The following is a 24,357-nucleotide window of genomic DNA, read 5'->3' on the forward strand; positions in this document are numbered from 1 at the left end:
GACCCCCACCTCAAAATTCATTGGAAGCAAAGAAGTTAGGTGGGGGATGAACAAAACCCCACTGATTAAAATTTCACTTTATTAGAATTGATAAGGAAGTTAGGAAAAATAATAGATAAAAAAATCTACTTTGATATTTATACATATGAAACTAGAAATTGAATTTTGTATAAGTAAAATTGGGATTGAGTTACTAATAAAATAATAGGGTTTTAAGTATGAATAATCTGTGAAAAAAGATATTTTGTGGATTCTATTTGTAGCCTTCGTTATATTAACATGGAATATACCAAATTATAAAGTGGAAATTTCAAAATTTTTCATTAGTATATTTTATTTAAAATGGAAACGCTATTTAATTGAGTGTGTTGGTACTTAATTGTATGAATTCTCGTTAAACAAATTTTGAAATTTACATGTTTTTTATGAATCATAATACTGTAGCTTTATCAATGTGAGTGTTTCAGTAACTATTAAGGTATAAAGTTAAAATATATAGGTTTAAAGATATGAATTATTACATAAAAACGTACTTGAAAAAGAATGTATGATGGTAATAGATTACAAACATCAAGGGGGAGCTTAAAATGAAGTTAAATAAACTAGTGCTTAGTTGTGGAGTGATTTCAGCATTAACACTTGGTGTGTTAGGAAATAATACTTATGCTGAAGAAATACACAAAACGAATGATACCATTCATATAGTTGAACATGTTCCTGTAGACTTATTATTAACTCAAACAATGGATTATAGTGGAGAGGCTGTAACTTCTTTTGTATATAATGGGAGTGAAAATTTAAGCTTCTTTATGAAAAATAATGGTCAAAATACAATGGGATATAGTGTGAAAGGTCCAAATATGGAGCTAATTGTTGGTGGTTATATAAAACCTGGAGAACAACAAATTAATGTTACAAATGTACAGAATGCTTTATCTCCATTACCGAGCGGAACATATAAAATTTACGTTTCAAATGATGATGATTCTAAGGGGCAATTCCAAGTTTCAGTAAGGTCTATGAATTAAATTTAAATCGCTTTGTTTTAAGGTGATTTAATCTTTCCTTATTGGAAAAAAACTAAATTGAATTAAGAATTACCAATCAAAATGAAAACGAGCACCTTATCTAATTTGAGGGGAGGCTCGTTTTTTGCTATTAAACAAAAAAACAATTACTTCCAACCGCTTATCAATACATCTTGATATTCCCATCGCTAATCTACTAGTTTGTGTCAACGAGAGAATGTCTACTATAAAATAACTTTTTTAAAACAAAATATAGTTTGGCTAAAAATTAGAGGACATCAATTCATTGGAACAGTAAAAACTGTTCATAGGATTGGTGTCTTTTTTGATTAAGAACGAGAATACATTTTCTCAACAGGATAAATGGTAAATATATATAAGTACTACTTATAAGGATAATTGGAAAATAGAAATTAATAATAAAGGGGAATGCGAAATGACAATATTAATATCTAATAGAGATCTAGCTAACATCCGAGAGGAAGATGTAGATGTATTAAAAGTAATGGCACATCCCGTTCGATTGAAGATTGTAAATGAATTAATGCACCATAAATTGTGTAATGTTACACAGTTGACAGAAATATTAGGACTTCCGCAATCTACTGTTTCACAGCATCTATCAAAATTGAGGGGAACCGTGCTCCGTGCAGAAAGACGAGGGTTAGAGATGCATTATTATATCGATAATGTTAAGGCTCGCCAGATTGTAGGAATTCTAGGTTTGTAGCTAAAAAGAGTACTTTTCAAAAGTGCTCTTTTTAAGATGTGCATTAGGACTTGAAGGAGGCACCAATGCTAATTTCTCAATGGATTGTAGAGAAATTAGGCTTTTTTGGACACTTCATTCAAATACTGTATAGACTAATGGCTTGATTTATCCCACTAAAGTCCGATTGGTTCAACTAGTGGGGATTTATCCCACTAAAGTCCGATTAGTTCAACTAATAATCAGTGGGGGATGAAGAAAACCCCCACTGATTAAAGTTTCACTTTATTAATGATTCGAGTGGAGTTACATAGATATAGTTTTCGTTGCAATGGTTTGTTGAAATGCCTTATCATGCTCAACAATAATCATTGTGGGATTAAATTTTTGAATTAGCTCTTCAATTTGCATGCGTGAATAAATATCTATAAAGTTTAATGGTTCATCCCATATATACATATGGGCTTTTTTACATAAACTTTTAGCGATAAGCAGTTTTTTCTTTTGTCCACCAGAATAATGAAATATATCTTTTTCAAATTGAATTCGGTCAAAATCCATCTTTCGTAGGATGGATTTAAATAATGTCTCATCAATCTTGTGCTCTTCAATAAAATTTGATAGCGATCCTTTCAAATGAGAAGTATCTTGTTGAACATAGGAAATGGTGAGTCCTGTACCTAATGCAACTAAACCTGTATGCTGTATCGGATACCCTAGAATTAGTTTTAGGATACTGCTTTTCCCGCTCCCATTCTTGCCATCAAGCACAATTCGGTCACCTTGTTCAACTACGAAGTTAATTGGCTCATTCACGACTTGGTCATCGTACGTAACAGACACGTCAGCCAAAGTAACGAATTCATTTGACTTGAACTTCAATGCTTCTAATTTTAATGACTCAGTTTTCTCCACATTTTTTAGTAATTTTGACTTTTCTTCAATAGCTTTTTGTTGCCTTGATTCTAGGTTTTTTGCTCTTTTCATCATCTTGGCTGCTTTATGTCCTACAAATCCCTTATCCAATTTAGAACCTGAATTCCTTGTTCCATTTTTTGAAGCTTCTACATCATGAGACCAACTTGCTGAACGCTTGGAAGACTGTTTTAATCTTCCAATGTCTTTTTGTAGACGATCATTTGTAGCCTCTTCGTGCTCTTGCTGTCTATCGAAATTTAATTTCCAAGAAGAATAGTTCCCGCTTTGAACTTCAATATTTGCTCTATTTATAGATAAGATATGGTCAACGCATCCATCCAAAAAGATTCTGTCATGTGAAATTAAAATAAACCCTTTTTTCTTCCTTAGATAATCAGAGACTATTTTTCGTGCATCCGTGTCTAGGTGGTTTGTTGGTTCATCAATTAGTAGGAATTGGCCCTCATTTAAAAACAGTGCAGCAAGCAACACCTTTGTTTGTTATCCATTTGATAAAGTTTTAAACGGTCTGTACATGACCTCGGCATCAACATTTAAATAGGATATTTCACGTAGAAATTCCCAATCTTCTGCTTGGGGACAAATTTCCTCAAGGATTTCATGAGTAAATTTGTTCTTATCTGCAACAGGGTAGGGGAAGTAATTGAATTCAACAGAAGCAAGGATTTTTCCACTATACTCGTAATTTCCTAATAATAAATTAAAGAATGTCGTTTTACCTCGTCCGTTTCTACCGATAAATCCTAGTTTCCAATCCGTATCTATTTGAAAGTTTACACCTTCAAAAATATTATCAAAGCTACCTGGGTATGAAAAAGTTAAGTCTTGAACTTTTATCATTGACATAATAATTCCTCCTTTATATATCGAAACGTTTCATATAAAGTCGGAACATCCATCCATTTTTTAATTCCTCTATATAAGTTTGATGGATATTAACGACTTATATAGAGCATTACATGTGTAATAATAGTATCTGAATTAGCCATTTTTTTCGCTCCTTTATTTGTTAGGTAAATTTAGCGATTAATAAATTTTAACTTACATAAAAGGGAATAAAAAAATCCCCCAATTTTTAATCGGAAGGATTAGTCTGTCGCTTATGCTTAAGTAAGTACTTATTAATCATTTGAATCATGACAAATAAAGTATGAAATGAATTATAAAAATGGATAGACTAACCCTATATTTTGTAGTTTGAAGTTATAAAATTCAACTTAAAATATAAATTAGTTAATCATTATTCATCCATCATTCCTTTCATTATTCTATTTTTAGAGTAACATTCTTTTTTTGGAGATGCAATATCAGAATCTCCTCTACTTATTCCTAGATCATTTATAATTTTTTGAGTAAGGAAATAAAGCTGAAATGAATTTTAATATGTATAAGCAAGTGATAAGTAAATTAAATAAACAAAGGCCCTATAAAAAATACAGGGCCGGATACAGGGTTAAGGGAACGCATAGTTTCTTATTAATATATTAGCATAAACTTTTCATGTAGCTACATAAGAGTTTTGACAACTTTAAGAACAAAATAGGGTGTTTTTAAGAATAAATACAGTACCGAAAATCAGAATTTTAATTTAAATTAGTGTGGTTATAATGTTAAAAAACAGATGAGTATTTTAATTATAATAACTTTTAGGAATGTATATGTAAGAAATATTTTTTGATTAGATTAAAAGAGAACCCTGACAATTCATTATATGTTATATCCAAATAACTTTAAATTTTCTCCAGAGTCTGAAATTATCTTTTCGAACTGAAATCCTATTTTTTCTAAAAGCTTTCCTGAATTGGTGTTATCAATAGTAGTAATTGCTACAATTCGTTTTAGTCCTAGTTTTTGTACTCCGTATTGGATTACAGCAGAAGCTGATTCAAAGCCATACCCATTTGAACGGAATTTCTCTAAAAAGGCAAAGCCGATATCGACATCTTCTAATGAATCTCTTTTAATAAGTCCGCACATACCAAGTGGAGTAAGATCTTCTTTTCGTTCAACTAAGTAAAGACCAAATCCCATTTTATTATACATATCAACGGGTCCGTTTAAGATGTATTTTTTTGCATCTTCTAAGTTTTTAATCCTTTTATCACCAATAAATTGAATCCATGCAGGATCGTTTACTAATTCAAGAATAAATGGAGCGTCTTTTATATGAAACCAGCGAAGAACGATTCGTTCAGTTTCAAGAATTATCAATCCAATGCACCACCTTTAACATTTATCCCGCGTTAACGGACAGTAAAACTCCCACCTCAAAATTTAGTTGGAGCAAAGAAGTTAGGTGGGAGATCAACTGTCCGTAAACGTCCGATTGGTTCAACTAATAATCAGTGGGGGATGAACAAAACCCCCACTGATTAAAGTTTCACTTTATAATAATTAGTATGGATTGCGTAATACGAAATCGCAACATATTTTAAAAGAATCTTGCTTGTTCACATAAAGTTCGTTTGTTTTGCATAAAGGGATATTTTATAATTAGAATTGATTGTAAAGAGTGAGATGCTTATACAATGACTCCTAGGTAACTAGGAGTTTTTACTATATAACTATCATTATTACTAAATATGACACACTACACATTCTACTCAAGGAGGTACATAATGAAAAAATTATATAATGCATCGTTTACGTATTTGATTATCGGTTTATTATCAGGAATTTTCGCTAGGGAGTATGGAAAGTATAAGGGGATTGTAGGATCTACTTTGTTAAATCTTTTGCATACACATACACTTGTACTCGGCTTTTTCTTCTTTTTAATTGCTTTAGGATTAGCAAAAGTATTCGCGTTTCATGAAGCGAAAAGTTTTAATATGTGGTTTGTTGTACATAATATCGCACTAACTTTAATGTTAGGTTCGCTAGCAGCGAGAGGACTTCTTCAGTTAAATGGAGCAGACTTTAAAGGGTTAACGTATATTGTAGGGTTTTCCCATTCGTTAATGGCAGTTACTTTAGTTTGGTTTATGTTGTTAATAAAGAAGTCATTTAAAATATAGTTTTATCCAGCTATTCGCCGGGCAGTAAGACCCCCAACTCAAAATTCAACGAAAGCAAAGAAGTTAGGTAGGGGATCAACTGCCCGTAAAAGCCCGATTGGTGAGGGCTGATAATCAGTGGTGGATGAATACCCCCTACTGATTAAAGTTTCACTTTATAGAAAAGAACTTGCAGCAATTGTTGCAAGTTCTTTTTGTTTATTCGACAGTATGAAACGAATTTCATATGTATAAAACTTGAATTATTTAATTTTTCGGATTATTATGTATGAAAGTTAACATATTTTGTAATTCAAATTTATAGGAAGTAGGCGAGTATACGATGGAAATAACGGTAGAGCGTTTAGTAAATGAATTAAAGGCTGTACTTCCCGAAGATCGAGTAGTTGTAAATACGACAGTAAGAGAGTTACATAGTAAAGATGAATCTTATCATACTAGTAGTTTACCTGATGTAGTTGTTTTTCCGAAAACGACTGAAGAGGTTAGTAGGATAATGAAAGTAGCGAGTGAGCATGGAAAACCTGTCGTTCCTTTTGGGGTAGGTTCTAGTTTAGAGGGACATGTTATTCCATATGAAAAAGGAATTACAATGGACTTTTCGCTTATGAATAAAATACTCGAAATAAGAGAGAAAGATTTCCTTGTAAGAGTACAGCCAGGAGTGACTCGCTCTCAGCTGAATAAAGAATTGAAAAAGTATGGATTGTTTTTTAGTGTAGACCCAGGTGCAGATGCAACGTTAGGTGGAATGGCTGCCACAAATGCGAGCGGAACGACAGCAGTTAAGTATGGGGTAATGCGTGATCAAGTTCGTGATTTAGAAGTCGTTCTTGCTGATGGGGGAGTAATACATACTGGAAATTTAGCAGCGAAGTCGTCATCAGGTTACCATTTAAATGGTGTTTTCGTAGGATCAGAAGGTACGCTTGGATGCTTTACAGAGTTAACATTAAAAGTATACGGCATACCAGAACATGTTATGGCTGCGAGAGCATCGTTTCCAACTATAAATAATGCAGTAGAAGCTGTTATTAATATACTACAAGCGGGTATTCCAATTGCAAGAATTGAACTTGTAGATGAATTATCTATGAAACAAGTAAATCATTATAATGAAACAAGTTACAGAGAAGAGCCTACACTGTTTTTAGAGTTTCACGGTAATGAAGCTGGACTAAAGCAAGATATAGAATTTACGAAGGAAATTGTTTTTGATCATACATGTAAAGAAGTTGCTTTTGAAACGGAAACTGCGGCGAGAAATAAATTATGGGATGCACGGCATAATCTAGCATACTCTTACGTTCATAGCTATCCTGGCAAAAAGCTTATGAGTACAGACGTATGTGTACCCATTTCAGAATTAGCTGGTGCAATCCAACATGCGAAAGAGACGTTAGATAAAGTAGGTCTTGTCGGTGGTATTCTTGGTCATGTAGGAGACGGAAATTTCCACGTGCTCTTAATGGTTGATCCAAACGATAAAGAAGAAGTAGAAAAGGCGGACGAAATAAATGAAAGTATCGTTTTATATGCTCTTAAACGAGGTGGAACGTGTACGGGAGAACATGGCGTTGGAATCGGAAAACGAAAGTATCAAGAAGAAGAACATGGGGCGGCATTACTCGTAATGGAAAAAATAAAGAAAGCTCTTGACCCACAAAACATTTTGAATCCGAATAAAGTTTTTCAGTTGAAGGATAGGGGATGATTGGGTGAAAGTACTAGAAGCGATAAGTAATATAGCTGGAAAGTATTTTGCATTTTGGGTTATTTGTATGGCAGCTATTGCATATTTCATTCCTGGACCATTTCTCGGGTTAACTAGTTACATAACAATTTTACTCGGGGTTGTAATGTTTGGGATGGGATTAACATTAAAGGCTGTTGATTTTAAAATCATTGCTACAAAACCATTGCCAGTTATTATCGGTGTATGTGCTCAGTTTATCATTATGCCACTTGTCGCATACGTACTAGCCTACGTTATGAAGTTACCAGCCGAATTAGCAGCTGGATTAGTGTTGCTCGGTTCAGTACCGGGTGGCACTGCATCAAATGTTATGGTTTATTTAGCCAAAGGGAACTTAGCGTTGTCTATTGCAATGACGTCATTATCAACGTTACTAGCACCAATTGCTACACCTCTTATTTTATTGTTACTTGCGGGACAATGGATGCCAGTAAATGCTATGTCTATGTTTCTTTCTATCGTACAAGTCATTATCCTACCTATTATTTTAGGATTAGTAGTGAAGAAGTTTTTCCCTAAAACTGTTACGAAAGGAATGACTGTTATTCCTTTAATATCAGTTGTAGCAATTATTATTATTGTTTCTGCAGTTGTTTCAGCCAATGTAAGTAGTATTACTTCTTCAGGTCTTCTTATCTTTATTGCAGTTATGCTCCATAATGCATTTGGTTTTTTACTCGGATATATAACAGCATTCATACTTAGACTAGACGAAGGGACAAGAAGAGCTATTTCAATAGAAGTAGGAATGCAAAATTCAGGCTTAGGTGTTGCGCTGGCAACAGCGCATTTTGGACCAGCAGCTGCACTCCCCAGTGTATTAGCGGCAGTATGGCATAATATTGCGGGACCAATTTTAGCAACCATCTGGTCAAAAAATGCAAAGAATACTTTCAGTGATGAAAATGTATCGGTAAATATAGAAAAATAGGAATGATAAAGAATGCAAAAACGCATTGTACATTTTGAAGGACTTGTTGTTTTGTTAGCTACGATTTATACGTATTCGATATATGGATTTAGTTGGATTATATTTTGGATATTCCTTTTAGCACCGGATTTATCAATGTTAGCGTACGGTATAAATAATCGTGTTGGTGCTAAAATTTATAATATATGTCACACATATATTATATCTATATTAATAGCTATCATAGGTGTCTATTTTAAGATAGATACCGTTATAATGATTGGGTTAATATGGACAGCACATATTGGGATGGATCGAATGTTTGGATATGGATTGAAATATGAGGCGGATTTTAAAGATACTCATATTCAAAGGTTATAAATTGTTTTGAAAAGAGGGATACATTGAAACAGAGAATTACTATCGAAGAATATAACATCAAATGGGAAAGTGAATTTAATAAGCTACAATCGCTCGTTAACAATGTAATAAAAGAACTCGCTTTGTCCATTGAGCATGTTGGGAGTACATCTGTTAAAGGACTTGCATCGAAGCCGATATTAGATGTTGATATAGTAATAGAAGAGTATGGGATTTTTCCAGAAGTAGTAAAAATACTTGAAACGATAGGGTACTATCATCAAGCAGACTGGAGCTTCAAAGGAAGAGAGGCGTTTGGCAGAAAGGACGCTTTTGTTCCGTGGGACGGGGAAAGGACAGTTTGGATGGAACATCATTTATATGTGTGTGATAAGAATAGTGAAGAGCTAAGAAGACATATAGCGTTTCGAGATTACCTTCGTGAACATGAAGATGTAGCTATTGAATATGGAAGTTTAAAGAAAGTGTTAGCAAGAGAGTCGAAAAATAGAGCGAGCTATAGTGAAGGTAAGACGGCATTTATTACAAGTATATTGGAGGGAATAAACTAAGGCGGCATGGAATACATGCTGCCTATTCTTTTTAGAAAGCTGCCATTGTAAAACAAAAACAAACTGGCCCTGTTGATTGATGCAATTACTAAATATAATAGGAAATAAAATAGAAAAGAAAAGAGCGGAAAAGAGGGAGCTTATGTACGTACCAAAATATTTTGTAATACAAGATGAAGAGATGAAGTACGAAATAATTGAACAAAATAGCTTTGCGACATTATTTTCTCAACATAATGGGAAACCATATGCAACGCATTTGTCGTTGTTATTAAATAGGGAGACTTTAATTTTACATGGACATTTCGCACGTCCGAATGAACAGTGGAAAGATAGTGGGAATCAAGAAGTATTAGCTATATTCCAAGGGCCACACAGTTACATATCACCGTCGTGGTATGAAACAAACAATGCAGTGCCAACATGGAATTACGTTGCAGTGCATGTATATGGAGAATTGGAAATTGTTGAGGATGAACAGGAATTAATAGGTTCTCTTCAAGATTTAGTACATAAATATGAAGAGCCACAGAGTACGTACTCACTTAATGATGTAGACCCGAATTATATGGCAGGATTAAGTAAAGGGATAGTTGGTTTTAAAATTAAGATTAGTAAAATAGAAGGAAAAGCGAAGTTAAGTCAAAATCATTCTGTAGAGAGACGGAATTTAGTTGTGGAGGAACTTGAGAAAGTTGGAAGTGAGGGGAGTAGAGGGGTTGCGGAGTTGATGAGAAAATAGAGTTTACTTGAAAGGGAAACATTCTAAATAAACGTATTAAAAAAGACCTTCTGAATTGAAGGTCTTTCGTTTTTTAAAGTGTTTTTTCAGTTGTTGTTGAGTTATAGTCTTTACCTACGTCAACGGATTGAACAAGGTCAGGCCTTTGTGGTGCAGGGAAATCTGCATGACTTGCTTGATATGTAAACGAACTATTTACCCCAATAGACACAATTCCGATAACAGATAATCCTAATAAGATGGAACCAATTTTTCTTATCATTTTAATGCCCCTTTCTCAAACGTTTTTTCTTTTGCTTGTAACGCTTTATGAAAATACTCACTTGCTTTTATATGATTATTTTCATCGTAAAGTTTAATGGCTAACTTTTCTGAATATTCCTGAGTGTAGTTATATAAAGATTCTTTGTCGAAATACGCAATTCCTTCAAGAATAATTTTTTCTAAGTCTTCAGTTGACTCGTTATTGTTAAGGGACTCTAAAATTTTAAAGTGAAGCATATATTCTTCATTGTTAAGTTCTGTACAAATTTTTAATCCTTTTTTTATAAGTTCTGAAGCGATATTTATTTCACCAAGTTTAGAATGTTCCCTTGCCTGTAAGAAAATCGCTTTAAAATGCGTAGGCATTTTTGTCGTTACTTCAGATAGATGGCGAATAGCCAGTGTTGATAGGTTTTGATTGGCATATAGCCAGCCTAAATTATTACGAACTCTTAAAAGTAAAGATTCTTCATTTTGTTTTTGTAAAATATTGATTGCGGAGTTGTAGTGTTCTTCAGCTTGCTCGTATTGTCTTAATTGTACACATGATGCACCTATAACGCTTTCACATGAAGCGACATTTTTTTCATAATCTCTATACATGAAAAATATTTCTCGAGCTTTATTAGCATATTGAATTGCTTCAATAGGTTTATAAAAATGTTGATTAAAGATAGCGAATCGGTAATTATATTCTGCTTCCTCTAGTTTATCTGAAACATTAACTAATAGCTTTTCAGCATTTTCATAATGTTCACTTGCTAAATTATAATTTGTTGTTAAAGTAGCATGAATCGCTTTAAATAAATGGTAGTAGTAAGAAAGTTGGTGATTAGGTGAAATCGCGTAAGAATCTATCTTATTGAAACTGTCTTTTGTAATACTTAAACCATCAGTTAAAACTTTGAAACGAAAATTTAATAGAGAATAGTATAATGCTAAGTTTTCATCTTCCTCAAAGTTTAGTTCCTTTTCCTCAATTTCATGCTTTAAGTTTGTCGCCTGAGACACATCTTGTTTAAGCATAGCTAAATACCAGTCATTAAATAATTTCGTAACTTGTTCATTACCTTGTAGTTGAACGTTCATGAAATCCCCTCGCTTTTTGAATATTCTTATAAAATATAGTATCAAAAATAACAATATTTAGAAATGATGTTTTATATTTCTCAACATTTGTATAGTAGAGTTATTATTAAGCTCATTGGAATAGAGTGGATTTTATTTTGGGCTAAAGAAAGAGCGGAGGAGAGAGTATAAAAAAGGTGTGTTCACACAATTTGTATGAACACACCTTTTTACATATTAAACAATCAAGTCCCACAAAAAGTACGATAAGGACGATTCGTCGGTACAGGTGGAACGCAGTATTCTTCTTGCTCTGTAGAGTACGCATAAGGATTTGATAGAGCTTCAAGGAGTTTTTCCATTACGCTATAATTGCCATTGGTGACAGCTGCTTCTAGTGCTTCTTCTACACGGTGATTTCTAGGGATGATTGATGGGTTATTGTTTTTCATCATCTTGTAGGCGTTTTCTTTCGATTCTTCTTGTCTTTCTAATCGAGATTGCCATAGTTTGTACCATTCTTTAAATTCTGGACTTTCAAATAGAGCTGTATTTTCGATCGTATCAAGAGTTAATGAACGGAATGTATTTGTGTAATCCGCTTTATGTTTCTCCATCATTTTTAAAAGTTGCTCAATAAGTGATTGATCTTGTTCCTCGTTGCTAAATAGTCCTAATTTCTTTTTCATTCCAAGGAACCACTGGTTTTCATACTGTACGCTAAATTTTGAAATTTCGTCTTGAGCAATCTTAAGTGCTTCTTCTTCATCTTCATGTAGGATCGGTATTAAAGATTCAGCTAGTCGCGCGAGGTCCCATGCGGCCATATATGGTTGATTTCCATATGCGTAGCGACCTTGTGTATCAATAGAGCTAAATACGGTTCCTTGGTCGTAATTGTCCATAAATGCACAAGGGCCGTAATCAATCGTTTCTCCACTAATCGTTATATTGTCAGTATTCATTACACCATGGATAAATCCAACAAGTTGCCATTTAGCGATGAGATTTGCTTGTTTTTTTATAACTTCTTGTAGTAATGCAGTATATCGGTTTTCATGAGCTTCAATTTCTGGATAATGCCTTTTTATCGTATAGTCAGCTAGTGATTGAAGATCCTCGATAGAACCACGAGCTGCAGCATATTGAAATGTGCCGACACGTATATGACTGCTAGCGACTCTAGTTAAAATGGCTCCAGGTAATTTTGTTTCACGATATGTTGGTTCACCAGTTGTGACAACTGCTAAACTGCGGGTAGTTGGAATATCGAGTGCATACATTGCTTCACTAATAATATACTCACGTAGCATCGGACCGAGTGCAGCACGACCATCACCGCGGCGTGAATACGGAGTAGGTCCAGAACCTTTCAGTTGAATGTCAAAACGTTTACCTGAGGGAGTAATTTGTTCGCCAATTAAAAGAGCACGACCGTCGCCTAACATATTAAAATGTCCGAATTGATGACCTGCATACGCTTGTGCTAATGGATGAGCTCCTTCTGGGAGAGCATTACCAGCAAAAATAGCAATTTCGGCTTCTTTCTTTAGTTCTTCAGGATTAAAGCCAAGAGATATTGCTAGCGAATGATTTAGTTTAACTAGCTCCGGTGAATTTACTGGAGTAGGGGGGATTTCTGTATAAAATGATTGTGGTAAAGTCGTATAACTATTATCTAAATTCCAACCAGCTTCATTATTTTTAGTCATTGTATCTCCTCCTTGTTTATTTTTTATTATGTATTCTTTGTAAAATTAGCTAAAAGTATAATATGATATTTCCCCTTGCAATCTATTGTAAGGACTTCAGTGTACTATGTCTATTTAACAGCAAATACAAAACTCCATTTTAAAAAAATGGAGTTTTTATTATTACTTAATTTTTACGATTATTTTTCCTTTTGCTCTTCCAGCCTCTGAATATTCCATTGCTTTTTGAGCATCTTCAAAAGGGAAAACTCGATCGATTACCGGTTTGATTTTTCCAACTTCAATATAGTTTGCAATGATGCGTAGTTGATCCCCACTTGGCTTCATAAATAAAAATGAATATTGTGCATTATGCTTTTTTTCAAGAGCAGTAATTTTTTTGCTTGCTAATGAAAATAAGAGTGTTTTAAAAAATCCGGAACCAAATTCTTTACCGAAACGAGCATTTGGCATTCCTGAAACGGAAACAATGTTGCCGCCGCTTTTTATAATATTGAATGATTTTTCAAGTGTTGTCCCGCCGATTGTATCAAATACTGCATCATAATCTTTTAGTATTTCTTCAAATTTTTCTGTTTTGTAATTAATAATTTCATCTGCGCCAAGAGACTTTACTAAATTCGCACCAGCTTCACTAGCAGTCGTTGTAACGGTAGCGCCCATTATTTTTGCTAACTGAATGGCGAAAGTACCAACACCGCCAGATCCAGCGTGAATTAAAATCTTTTGTCCTTTTTCTAGTTGCATAATGTCATGTAATGCTTGATATGACGTTAAGCCAACGAGTGGAATCGACGCCGCTTCCTCAAAACTTAAATTCTCTGGTTTTAAAGCTATATCATCTTCATGAATGGCTATATATTCCGCGAAAGTACCGATTTTATTTTTTCTTGGACGTGCATATATTTCATCACCAACTTTAAAACGAGTCACTTTTGATCCAACCTTTACGATGACACCGGAAAAATCATTACCAAGGATTAGGGGCATTTCATATTTAAGTAACATTTTTACTTTTCCATCGCGTATTTTAAAGTCAATTGGGTTAATACTAGCTGCATGAATTTCTGCGAGCACTTCATACTCATTTATTTCAGGAGTAGGTACCTCTGCCATACGCATTGGAACTTTCCCGTACTTATCAATTATCATCGCTTTCATTTCTTATACCTCCACATTTCAATAAAGTGAAACTTTAATCAGTGGGGGTTTTCTTCATCCCCCACTGATTATTAGTTGAACCAATCGGACTTTTATGGGCAGTTGATCCCCCACCTAACTTCTTTGCTTTCACTGAATTTTGAGGTGGGGGTCTTACTGCCCATTAAAGCGGGATAAAAGTTGTGCAATAGCTTTTCAATATTTAATACAAGATTTTTTAATAAACTTAATTTTGTACGTATATCAATATAATAAAAGTTTTTTGTACCTTCTTTTCGCATTAAAATAATACCGGCTTCTCGTAAAATCCTAAGGTGATGTGATACCGCTGGTCGAGAAAGGTGTGTTTGCTTCGTAATTTCTCCTACACGTAATCCGGTTTGACATTCCGTTTCCATGAGAACTAACAAAATAGCTTGACGTGTTTCATCGCCAATTGCCAATAACACTTTTTGTGAATCAATAAAATCTCTTTTTATAATATTTAATTGTTCTTGTTTATTCATTTTAATCACTTTACCTCCTGCTAATTAGTCGAAAGGTTTAAGATGATGGACCATTACTTCGATACGGTAATGCTACATGATTGTTGTATGAACTGCAATATTGGGAAAGAAAATCGAGACGAATGAATTTTCAAGTGTTGAAACTTATAGGGGATAGAAAAGGATTACATACCAGAATGGATGAAGTTTTAAAAATAGAAAATGAATTAATAATCCGTTGTTTACAGGCGAGAAAGGTTAAGTCATTGAACAAAAAATTAAGCGGTCGTAACCCTATAGGGTTTACAGGCGAGAAAGGTTAAGTCATTGAACAAAAAATTAAGCGGTCGTAACCCTATAAATTATAGGGTTACGACCGCTTAGCATGTTTTTATTATTTGGGTGTCTAATAAAGTCAGTTGTTTCGTTTTACTCTTTCATTCGCGCATAATTCAAACAGATTATAGATGTATGAAAAAGTAAAACGAATTTGGGGCGTAATCTATCTATATGATAATTTAAAATGAAATATAAGTCTATATCTTTGTTGTTTTTTTGATTATATTTATATCACTGAGCTCAGAACAATGATGTGGAGGGTAAATATATGAAATCGAATGATGTACCAGTTTTAATTGTTGGAGGGGGATTATCAGGGTTAGCATCTGCGTTATTTCTTGCAAAACATAATATTGATTATTTATTGATTGAAAGGCATCCGTCTACTGCAATTCATCCAAAAGCAGGTGGGCTTACTTTACGTACAATGGAGTTATTTCGAGAGTTAGGTTTAGAAAATAGAATTAAATTGGCAGGTAAAGCATTAGAGAATTGCCGAGGAAGAATAGCAGTTCATACAATAGCAGAGGTGAATAATGAAGAGTTGGCACAAATGAGGGCAACTCAGTATGAAAACGATGAAAAATTACTTCGAAAAGTAAAAGAGATTAGTCCATCAAAACAAACGGCTTGTTATCAAATTACTTTAGAAGAGATGATGTTACTAGAAGCGAAAACATTAGGCGGGCAACTATCTTTTTATCATGAATTAGTTTCTTATGAACAAAATGAGAACGGAGTAATAGCAACGATTCGGAATCGTGAAACGGAAGAAGAAAGTATTATTCATTGTGACTATGTCATTGCAGCAGATGGGGCAAAAAGTAAAATACGTGAGCAGTTAGGGATTACAACTGAGGGTCGTGGAACCATTGGTGGCTATTATATGAATATTTATTTTGAAGCTGATTTAAGTGAATTTATACAAGGAGACGCATTCGGATTTTCTATGATACTTCATCCGGAAGTTCTTGGTGCGCTTATTCCAGTTGATAACGCAAGAAGATGGATTTACCATGTATCCTACGATCCATTAAAAGGAGAGGGGCCAGAGGATTTCACTATAGAACGCTGTAAACAAATTATTCAAACTGCAATTGGAAGCACAAATGTTGAATCAGAAATCTTAAGTGTTTTACCGTGGGAGGCGACTGAAAGTACTGCTACAAAATTTCAAGATAATCGTATTTTTTTAGTTGGCGATTCTGCACATATTATGCCGCCAACTGGAGGGTTTGGTTCAAATACAGGAATACAAGATGCGCACAATCTAGCTTGGAAATTAGCGGCTGTTTTAAAAGGGAAGGCAAAACCAAAATTGTTAGAAACATATTATGAAGAGAGATACCCTGTTGCAAAATTAACGACAGATTATGCGAGTAGTTTACTGTTTCGTGCGGCGAATAGAGAGGAAGGCAGTTTGAATAATATGGATGGTTTAGCTGTAACTGCTGGGTATCAGTATAGTTCAGAGGCGATTATAGATGACTTAGTTACCCCACATAGAATGGATATTGTACAGTTGAACGGAAGACCTGGTACGCGGGCACCACATTTTGTTGGAATGTATGAGGGGAAAGAAGTCTCTGTACTTGATTTATTAGGTAACGATTTTGTTTTATTTACTGGAGCAGAAAATGGTTCTTGGGCTGAATCAGCACATACTGTTTCAGCTAAATTAGGAGTAAATATAAAAGTGTATCGCGTTGGTTTAAGTGGAGACTTTATTGCTCAAGAAGATATTTTTAGCAAATTATATGGAATAGAGAATGGAGGAGCTGTATTAATTAGACCAGATGGTTTTATAGGATGGCGTTCGGAAAAAGCGGTAGTAAATCCATATTTCGTGCTGGAAGAGGTAATGAGAAATTTATTATGTGATTTTTAAGTAACTACGGAAATACTTTCTTAAATGTCTCACTTTACTGAAAAAATAATATTCACAAATTTTAATAGGTTTGGTATGATTAATTTCGACAAGTTAATCGAGGCCGGAGATATTTGAGATAAGCCATAAATTTATTTAGGGATACAGAAGTGTCCTCTAAATAATTTATGGCTTTTTTTATTGGATGAGCCGTACACAATAGGGAAGTTACATGTGGAAAGGAGGGATATAGAAAATAAATAGTTTTCTATATTAATAACATAGGGAAAGTATATTCGTAAGACTGAAATTTTAATATAAGCTTATAAAAATAATGAAAATATATCTTCTATTTCGTGTAAATCTCATTAACTTGTTGAAATTTGCAACGTAGGAAGGGTTAGAAGGATGAGAAAAATTATTAGCTTGTTAGTTATTTTCTTTATGATGGGAAGTATCTTTGCTGGGGGAGCTGTTCATGCAAAAGCAGAAGGGAAGCATGAATGGAATACGAATAAATTTTTAAACATTGCACATCGCGGAGCAAGTGGACATGCACCTGAGCATACTTTTGCTTCTTATGATCTTGTGAAAAAAATGAAAGCGGATTATTTGGAGTTAGATATTCAGTTAACTAAGGACGGCCAATTAATTGCAATGCATGATACAGCGGTTGATCGTACTACAAATGGTACAGGTGAAGTACGAGATAAAACATTAAATGAAATAAAAAGCTTGGATGCAGGATCTTGGTTCAATAAAGCTTATCCAGAAAAGGCTAAGCAAGAGTATATTGGTCAAAAAGTTCCGACACTTGAAGAAATCTTCCAAAAGTACGGAAGAAGCATGAAGTATTACATTGAAACAAAATCACCAGATGTGTATCCAGGAATGGAAGAGAAATTGTTAGCGTTGTTAAATAAATATAATTTAGTAGGTCAAAACATGTCTTCTAGCCGTGTTATGATTCAATCATTTAGTAAAGACAGTTTAAAAAAGATTCATAGTATGAATAAAAATATTCCGTTAGTTCAACTGCTTTGGTATTATCCAAATGAAAACAATGAGATTGTTGAATGGTCTGGCATTACACATGAGCCAAAAAGTGTAACGAATGATGATTTTCAAGAAATTAAAAAGTATGCAGTCGGTATTGGACCAAACTTACGTAATGATAACGGAGAACTAATTATTGATGAGTCATATATGAAAATGGCTAGAAATAATGGACTGCTAATTCATCCTTATACAATTAATGAGAAACCAGATATGAGGTTGTTAATTAAATGGGGTGCTACAGGAATGTTTACAAATTATCCGGATAGGTTACATAGTGTGTTAAAAGAAAAATAAATAGGAGAGAAGGTATACCGTTGTTTTAGGTATACCTTTTTCTATTATGCTAGATTATAGAAGTAAAGTTCCCCTTTTAAGATAATTCTCCAACAAACCAAATCTCTTTTTCATCGATTGTACCCTCATCATAAATGATTTCTTGAAAGTGCAATGTTTGAAAGGGCGGACAAATTGAAATTCCCCATGTCTTCCAAAAATCAGACTCATTTGAAAGAGGAATCCATTTTTGAAATTCAGTATTTCTATTAAAGAAATTATGAAAGTACCCCTCATTTTTAAATATAATAATTTGCGAATCCCACAAACTTTCTATAGAAATTAAAACAACAACTCGATATGTATGTGTATCGCGCGGTTTTATTTTTATTAAATGCTGTGCTTGATTTAATAAGGTTTCAATACACAATCGTTTTACTTTTCTAGGTGTTTTACACGAATCGATAAAAGTTTGGGAAACTGGTAAAGGCATATACCAATATTCATCGTTATAGAAAGCAGAAGGGAACGTTTTTGTGTGTTCTTCAATTCGCTGTATCATCGTGTTAGTTTTACGCTTCATACCACGTATTTTCTGTTCACGCATCGTTAAATCATCTCCATAAATTTTTGTAATGCAGCTGAGTGATATATATCTTTTCTAGTAATAAAAGTAGTAGGAACTTTTTTGAATCTATTTGGTAAAGGATTGAATGATAAGTTATGTGCATGCCCCTGTAAAATTGATTTCATCATAATCGCTACGCCCATATTTGATTTTACACAGGCGAGTATTGCTTCGATTGTTCCGAATTCTAAAACTCGTTTAGGCGAGATGTCTTCTTCTTGAAGCCAGTCTTCTAATAAACTTCTATAATAGCAACCGTGACTAAAAGCGAGTAAATTCATATTTTCTATGTCTGTAAGAGAGGATAAAGGCTTTTTACTAATAAGAACTAATTCTTCTTCACGAAATATACTTGTATGAAGTTCGGCATGCTGAGTAGATCCAGCTATAAATGCTCCGTCTAGTTTTCGTTCTAACACAAGCCTAATTAGTTGTTCAGTCGTATTTGTTTCTAAAATTAATTCGACTTCTGGATATTTCTCATAATAGGCCGTTAATATAGATGGTAGCCTTACCGCGGTTGTAGATTCTGTACACCCGATTTTCAAATTGCCTTTAGGATCAGTTCCATTACTTTGAACCGCTTTTATAGATTGATCCATTAAGTGGGTAATTTGTTTGGCGTATGTTAATAAAATCTCACCGTTAGAAGTTAGAGTTACACCTTTTCCGTTACGATAAAATAAAGGTACACCTAATTCATTTTCTAGTTGTTTCATACGCATTGTTACGCCTGATTGTACATAGTTCAAATTTTTCGCTGCGTGAGAAATATTACTTTTCTTAGCAACTTCGTAAAATACAGTTAAATCTTTTATGTCCATGCATCATCCCTCCGAAAAGGTATCAATTTTTTTGATGGATTATATGATGAATCTTTATTTTATATGATATCAGAACTTTCATACAATGGAAGAGGGGAGGGATGATTGTGTTAATCGAAGAAAGGATGAATAGTGCTTATAAGTGGGTTATGTTAATTTTTGCGACGGTTGCTCAAACAACAGCGACACTTATAACGTATGGTGTTGGAGTTTTCGCGTTATTTTGGAAAGAAGAATATGCGCTTACGAATATGGAGAGTGGATTGTTAGTAAGTGTTGTAAATGTTGGACCATTATTTTGTATGCTTTTTGTTGGGCGGCTACTTGATCAATATAATGAAAAGTTGTTAATTTCTATAAGTTCATTTTTGCTAGGAGGTTCGCTTTTACTAACTAATATAGTAAATGGATTTAATGGACTGTTATTTGTACTTTTATTAGTAGGAATGTTTTATAGTGTTTCCCAGCCAGGAGGAAGTAAAGTGATTTTAAAATGGTTTCCAAAAGAAAATCGTGGATTCGCGATGGGAATAAGGCAAGCTGGTATACCGATTGGTGGCGCGTTAGCGGGAGTTTTAATCCCGTTTCTTACAATACAATATAATGTGACTTATGCGATAAATAGTATGGCATGCATTTGTATAATTGGAGGTTTATTATTTTTTCTGTTTTATAAAGAGCCATATGTCCAAGAGGATGTAAGGAAAGAACATATTAAAAATTCTTTATGGATGCAGCTAAAAGTAGTGATATGTAAAAAAGAGTTGTATCCAATTTATATAACAGGTATTTGCATGATTTCATTACAAATGGTGTTAGTTGGACACTTTATGAAATTTTTAGTAAGGGAACAATCCATTACATCTATTGTAGCCGGAACAGTATTTTCAGTTATGTTCTTTTCTGGAATGATTGGTCGTGTTGCATTAGCAGCTATTAGTGATGTGTTTTATAAGGGGAACCGGCGCATACCTTTATTTATAGCTGTCTGCGCTTCTATCGGTTTGATTTTATTGTTAGTAATGAGCATGCATACAGTAACGAGTGGAATATTGTATGGTGTCAGCGCATTGTTAGGCTTCTTTTCAATTGGATGGTTTAGTCTTTTTATCGTCGAAGTTGCTGAATTGGCAAGTGAAGAATGTGTTGGAATAACAGTTAGTTTGGCGCTGACATTCAATCAAATTGCTATTATTGTTGCACCTGTTTTATTTGGTTATATTGTCGATGAGAAAGGGTATACGTGTGCGTGGTTGTGTATAGTAATATTACTAAGTATTTCGGCAGTGAGTTTATATAGTAAAAGCAAAAAATAAAAGAAAGTTAGCAATGTAAATTTTTTATGAAGAAAGTCTAAAGAAATGCCGAATGAGCGACATTTCTTTTTTTATATGTTGTATAATCAAAATATAAATGATATTCGTTTTCAATGACGTTCATTGCCTCTTTTGAAATTTCCTGTCACTTTAGCCATAATGAGTTGTTTTTCTGTATCGTTATGTGCATGATTTATTTTGTTTAAAAATTTTTCAGCATCATGTCCTTTTAATATTAAAATCTTTTTTACGTAATATTCAATTAAAACTATGTTGTTTTTTGTCATCCGATAATGAAACATTATATCATCTAATCGATTGTGTCTATCAGCATTTTTCATGTTTATAACTCCTTTTTTTACAATGTGTAACAAATGTTACATAAGATATTGAAATTATAGTAGGGTGTATACGATTGTAAGGTGGAAATTTTGCAAGAAAGAAATACAATAGAGAGTAGCCAAAAACTGAATATGAGAAAAAGGAATCTAGTTTAATTAGGTGAATATAATAATATAAAGTATTTGAAAATTAACAGATATAGAATAGAATGGATGCGCGTTAAGTGAAACTAGATAAAAGAGGGTTCCTATTATGCTAAAGAAATGGTTAATTGTTTTCTTTATTTTTGCTATTTTTTGTGGGAGTGTCGTTGCACTAATACATGCAAATAAAGGTAAGAAATATGATATAAAGGCATTTTCTAATGTAAATAGTAAGCAAAAGGACGATATGCAGGAAGTTGATGCAAATGAGAAAAAGCGCTATGAAGTTGCAGCTGGAAGACTAGATCAATATTTAAAAGATAAAGGATTTAATGGGAGTGTTCTTGTAGCTAGTAAAGATCATGTAATTTTACGAAAAGGTTATGGGTATGCGAATGTGAAAGATAAAGTAGTAACAACGCCAAGAACGAAATATCGCATTGGTTCTATTACGAAAACAGTCGTTGCAATATCTATTATGCAGCTAAAAGAAAAAGGGAAATTAAATATTGAAGACAATGTAAATAAGTATATTCCATCATTTCCGGCAGATAAAAACATTACGTTACGAAATTTGTTAACACATACGTCTGGGTTGCCAGATCAGGGACAAGGTAGGGTTGATGCGGCGTCACGATTAAAGTTAGTAACGTGGATTGGTGAACAAAAATTGCAATTTCCTGCAGGGACTGGGTGGAAATATACAGATTATAATTATATGGTGCTTGCGTATATTGTAGAAAAGATATCGAATAAACCGCTCGCTGAATATGTGAAAGAAAATATTTTTACGCCTGTTGAAATGCATGAATCTGGAATGGGTGCAACTCTCCCTGAAGATATTTTTTTAGCAGAAGGTTATACGAAAAAAGATAACGAGTTAATAGCTGCGCCTCGGTTAAAAATGAATTGGTTGTATGGGTGTGGTGAAATGTATACGACTGTTGAAGATATGAAAAGATTAGATGAGGCTATTATGGATGGAAAACTGCTGTCTAAACAAAGTGTATTAGATATGTTTACTGCATCACCTGTAAGAAAATATGGATTTAGTTTCTATTCTAATCCAGATTATTATCATAATCATGGTGTATTAGCTGGTTGGAATACATTTAATAATTTTAACCGGGATAAACGAACGTTTGTAATATTATTCTCTAACGTACAAAATGGTATGAATGATACGTTTAATCAGGAGTTTAGGAAAATGGCGAATGATTTAATAGAAGGAAAATAATAATTTTAAAAGTCGGTATTGATATGTAATTATCAATACCGATTTTTTTTATTTAGTCATGTTCTATTTGCTGACTAAGTAGGTGAGAAAGGTGGTTGATATTTGAATAAATCTATATAGGTAGTTAAATGATATGAATGTAAAGGATAATTGGTAATTTTTACATTGATGAAAAAGCTTGAGCTTCACACTATGTGAAGCTTTACATTATTGGAGGTAAGAACAGGAGGATGAAAAGGTGGAAAAAGTAGTAAAGTTTTGTTTAATAGCTGCATTATCTACAACGATTATTAGTGGTTGTTCTTTTGAAGGTGGTAAAGAAAATGTAAAAGGGAAAGAGAATGGAAAAGTAGAGGTACAGAAAAAAGTTGGGAAATATACGATGCCAGATGAAAAAGATAAGCATGAAGGTACATGGTTGCAATGGCCTCATGAATACACATATGGTCAAGAATATAAGCAGGAAGTTGAACCGATTTGGGTTAAGATGGCAAGCGCTTTAACTGAGGGTGAAAAAGTTCATATTGTTGCATACGATGAGGAAGAGAAAGAGCGCATCAATAATCTTTTAATAGATAAAGGACTGAATATGGATAAAATTGATTTCTTTATCGCTCCTACTGATGATGTATGGGCACGAGATAGTGGACCGATTTTTGTTTATGACAATAATAAAAATTTAAAAATATTAGATCCGGCATTTAATGGATGGGGAAAGAAAACGCCTTATAAAAATGATGCTCGTATACGTGAAAATGTTAGTAAACAAGCAGGGATTGAAAGAATTGATTGGGGGAAATTTGTTCTTGAAGGCGGCGCAATTGAATTAGACAGCAATGGGACTGCTTTATTAACTCGAAGTGCGGTAACGAATAAAAATAGAAATCCTGATTTATCGGAAAAAGAAATTGAAAAATATATAAGTGATCTTGGGGTGTCCAACTTTATTTGGTTAGATGGAGTGCCTAATTTAGATATTACGGACTTTCATATTGATGGATTTGCTAAATTCCATAATAAATCTACCATTGTAACGATGAAAGAAGATGACCTAGCCGAATGGGGTTTATCTAATAAAGATATGGATACATTGTTAGATGCAAAAAATGCTTCAGGAAAGAAATATAAGTATGAATACTTACCGCTTAGTAAAGAAAAAGTGGTATTAGAAAATGGAAAAACTCTCGATTATAAGGGGTCATATATTAATTATTATATTGGGAATACAGTTGTATTGGTGCCTAATTATAATGATCCGAATGATAAAATCGCAAATGATACGATTCAAAAATTATACCCAGATCGTAAAGTAGTTGGTATTGATGTGAGAGAGCTTTATAAAAATGGTGGCATGATTCATTGTGTTACACAGCAACAACCGATTCAATTGAAATAATCAATTGAAATTCAGCAATCTTCCGACAAAATAGGTACATTGTTACCTTTATCTATTTTGTCATGTTTTATTTTTCGCAAAAAAGAGTAAGGGCATTGAAAGGAATAATATTAACTAGCTTCATAATGATAGAGTTTATGATTCTATTATTCAATTTCATACTTTCCTATTTAAAATACTGTCAAGAGTCAATTTTTCGCTCAACCACGG

The 24,357-nt window shown here is 33.6% G+C and carries 21 protein-coding genes and 2 pseudogenes; 13 read left to right on the forward strand and 10 right to left on the reverse strand.

The window, feature by feature from the left end; genetic code table 11:
• Window positions 1-587: 587 nt before the first annotated feature.
• Together DN394_RS09570 and DN394_RS09575 are read left to right on the forward strand one after the other, a co-directional pair.
• Complete coding sequence (locus DN394_RS09570) at window positions 588-1,028, forward strand: hypothetical protein (RefSeq protein ID WP_098092252.1); 441 nt, start codon at window positions 588-590, stop codon at window positions 1,026-1,028.
• 436 nt (window positions 1,029-1,464) lie between these two features.
• On the forward strand, window positions 1,465-1,758 hold the full coding sequence (locus DN394_RS09575; RefSeq protein WP_017560598.1) for an ArsR/SmtB family transcription factor: 294 nt from the start codon (window positions 1,465-1,467) through the stop codon (window positions 1,756-1,758).
• A gap of 285 nt (window positions 1,759-2,043) precedes the next feature.
• Here DN394_RS09575 and DN394_RS09580 read toward each other — a convergent pair.
• Both DN394_RS09580 and DN394_RS09585 read right to left on the reverse strand, forming a co-directional pair.
• Window positions 2,044-3,522: pseudogene (locus DN394_RS09580) on the reverse strand (Lsa family ABC-F type ribosomal protection protein).
• Between the two features lie 861 nt (window positions 3,523-4,383).
• The gene (locus DN394_RS09585) at window positions 4,384-4,887 is read right to left on the reverse strand and encodes a GNAT family N-acetyltransferase (RefSeq protein WP_098704913.1); all 504 of its coding nucleotides are present in this window, start codon (window positions 4,885-4,887) and stop codon (window positions 4,384-4,386) included.
• Window positions 4,888-5,294: 407 nt separating this feature from the next.
• Between DN394_RS09585 and DN394_RS09590 the strand changes: the two genes are divergently transcribed.
• The 6 genes from DN394_RS09590 to DN394_RS09615 all read left to right on the forward strand — a co-directional run bounded on the left by DN394_RS09590 (window position 5,295) and on the right by DN394_RS09615 (window position 10,033).
• Window positions 5,295-5,693, forward strand: coding sequence for a DUF2871 family protein (locus tag DN394_RS09590; RefSeq protein ID WP_098704912.1), 399 nt, complete (start codon window positions 5,295-5,297; stop codon window positions 5,691-5,693).
• A 322-nt stretch (window positions 5,694-6,015) separates the two neighbouring features.
• A complete protein-coding gene (locus DN394_RS09595; RefSeq protein WP_098209001.1) occupies window positions 6,016-7,407 on the forward strand; it encodes an FAD-binding oxidoreductase in 1,392 nt (463 codons plus the stop codon).
• A gap of 4 nt (window positions 7,408-7,411) precedes the next feature.
• Window positions 7,412-8,380, forward strand: coding sequence for a bile acid:sodium symporter family protein (locus DN394_RS09600; RefSeq protein ID WP_149293754.1), 969 nt, complete (start codon window positions 7,412-7,414; stop codon window positions 8,378-8,380).
• Between the two features lie 12 nt (window positions 8,381-8,392).
• Window positions 8,393-8,740 (forward strand): DUF4260 domain-containing protein, encoded by a 348-nt coding sequence (locus DN394_RS09605; RefSeq protein ID WP_149293755.1) that lies wholly within the window; start codon window positions 8,393-8,395, stop codon window positions 8,738-8,740.
• A gap of 23 nt (window positions 8,741-8,763) precedes the next feature.
• On the forward strand, window positions 8,764-9,291 hold the full coding sequence (locus DN394_RS09610; protein ID WP_149293756.1) for a GrpB family protein: 528 nt from the start codon (window positions 8,764-8,766) through the stop codon (window positions 9,289-9,291).
• Window positions 9,292-9,433: 142 nt separating this feature from the next.
• Window positions 9,434-10,033, forward strand: coding sequence for an FMN-binding negative transcriptional regulator (locus tag DN394_RS09615; protein ID WP_149293757.1), 600 nt, complete (start codon window positions 9,434-9,436; stop codon window positions 10,031-10,033).
• Window positions 10,034-10,106: 73 nt separating this feature from the next.
• Here DN394_RS09615 and DN394_RS09620 read toward each other — a convergent pair whose 3' ends face one another.
• The 5 genes and pseudogenes from DN394_RS09620 to DN394_RS09640 form a co-directional block, all read right to left on the reverse strand.
• Window positions 10,107-10,295, reverse strand: a complete 189-nt coding sequence (locus DN394_RS09620; protein ID WP_088081842.1) for a Phr family secreted Rap phosphatase inhibitor — start codon at window positions 10,293-10,295, stop codon at window positions 10,107-10,109.
• Window positions 10,292-11,386 (reverse strand): response regulator aspartate phosphatase, encoded by a 1,095-nt coding sequence (locus tag DN394_RS09625; RefSeq protein ID WP_088081843.1) that lies wholly within the window; start codon window positions 11,384-11,386, stop codon window positions 10,292-10,294. The genes DN394_RS09620 and DN394_RS09625 overlap by 4 nt, the downstream gene beginning before the upstream one ends.
• A gap of 224 nt (window positions 11,387-11,610) precedes the next feature.
• Complete coding sequence (locus DN394_RS09630) at window positions 11,611-13,077, reverse strand: protein adenylyltransferase SelO (RefSeq protein WP_098208996.1); 1,467 nt, start codon at window positions 13,075-13,077, stop codon at window positions 11,611-11,613.
• Window positions 13,078-13,239: 162 nt separating this feature from the next.
• Window positions 13,240-14,238 (reverse strand): NADP-dependent oxidoreductase, encoded by a 999-nt coding sequence (locus DN394_RS09635; RefSeq protein WP_149293758.1) that lies wholly within the window; start codon window positions 14,236-14,238, stop codon window positions 13,240-13,242.
• A gap of 173 nt (window positions 14,239-14,411) precedes the next feature.
• Window positions 14,412-14,753: pseudogene (locus DN394_RS09640) on the reverse strand (ArsR/SmtB family transcription factor); the annotation flags it as partial.
• Window positions 14,754-15,315: 562 nt separating this feature from the next.
• Here DN394_RS09640 and DN394_RS09650 point away from each other — a divergent pair.
• Both DN394_RS09650 and DN394_RS09655 read left to right on the forward strand, forming a co-directional pair.
• Window positions 15,316-16,950, forward strand: a complete 1,635-nt coding sequence (locus tag DN394_RS09650) for an FAD-dependent oxidoreductase (RefSeq protein ID WP_149293761.1) — start codon at window positions 15,316-15,318, stop codon at window positions 16,948-16,950.
• A gap of 387 nt (window positions 16,951-17,337) precedes the next feature.
• On the forward strand, window positions 17,338-18,282 hold the full coding sequence (locus DN394_RS09655; RefSeq protein WP_098209308.1) for a glycerophosphodiester phosphodiesterase: 945 nt from the start codon (window positions 17,338-17,340) through the stop codon (window positions 18,280-18,282).
• A 76-nt stretch (window positions 18,283-18,358) separates the two neighbouring features.
• On the opposite strand, the gene DN394_RS09660 is transcribed toward DN394_RS09655, so the two are convergent.
• Both DN394_RS09660 and DN394_RS09665 read right to left on the reverse strand, forming a co-directional pair.
• A complete protein-coding gene (locus DN394_RS09660) occupies window positions 18,359-18,868 on the reverse strand; it encodes a DUF3916 domain-containing protein (RefSeq protein ID WP_098209309.1) in 510 nt (169 codons plus the stop codon).
• 2 nt (window positions 18,869-18,870) lie between these two features.
• The gene (locus tag DN394_RS09665; RefSeq protein WP_098209310.1) at window positions 18,871-19,713 is read right to left on the reverse strand and encodes a LysR family transcriptional regulator; all 843 of its coding nucleotides are present in this window, start codon (window positions 19,711-19,713) and stop codon (window positions 18,871-18,873) included.
• 101 nt (window positions 19,714-19,814) lie between these two features.
• Between DN394_RS09665 and DN394_RS09670 the strand changes: the two genes are divergently transcribed.
• A complete protein-coding gene (locus DN394_RS09670) occupies window positions 19,815-21,029 on the forward strand; it encodes an MFS transporter (protein WP_098209311.1) in 1,215 nt (404 codons plus the stop codon).
• A gap of 110 nt (window positions 21,030-21,139) precedes the next feature.
• Here the strand turns inward: DN394_RS09670 and DN394_RS09675 are convergent, their stop codons facing one another.
• Window positions 21,140-21,370 carry a hypothetical protein gene (locus DN394_RS09675; RefSeq protein ID WP_098209312.1) on the reverse strand — a complete coding sequence of 77 codons (231 nt, stop codon included), beginning with the start codon at window positions 21,368-21,370 and terminating at the stop codon, window positions 21,140-21,142.
• 253 nt (window positions 21,371-21,623) lie between these two features.
• Here DN394_RS09675 and DN394_RS09680 point away from each other — a divergent pair, with 253 nt between their 5' ends.
• Window positions 21,624-22,751 (forward strand): serine hydrolase domain-containing protein, encoded by a 1,128-nt coding sequence (locus tag DN394_RS09680; RefSeq protein WP_098209313.1) that lies wholly within the window; start codon window positions 21,624-21,626, stop codon window positions 22,749-22,751.
• A 238-nt stretch (window positions 22,752-22,989) separates the two neighbouring features.
• Complete coding sequence (locus DN394_RS09685; protein WP_149293762.1) at window positions 22,990-24,147, forward strand: agmatine deiminase family protein; 1,158 nt, start codon at window positions 22,990-22,992, stop codon at window positions 24,145-24,147.
• Window positions 24,148-24,357 lie beyond the last annotated feature (210 nt).

It is taken from the genome of Bacillus sp. BB081, from assembly GCF_008368895.1.
Classification (GTDB): domain Bacteria; phylum Bacillota; class Bacilli; order Bacillales; family Bacillaceae_G; genus Bacillus_A; species Bacillus_A wiedmannii.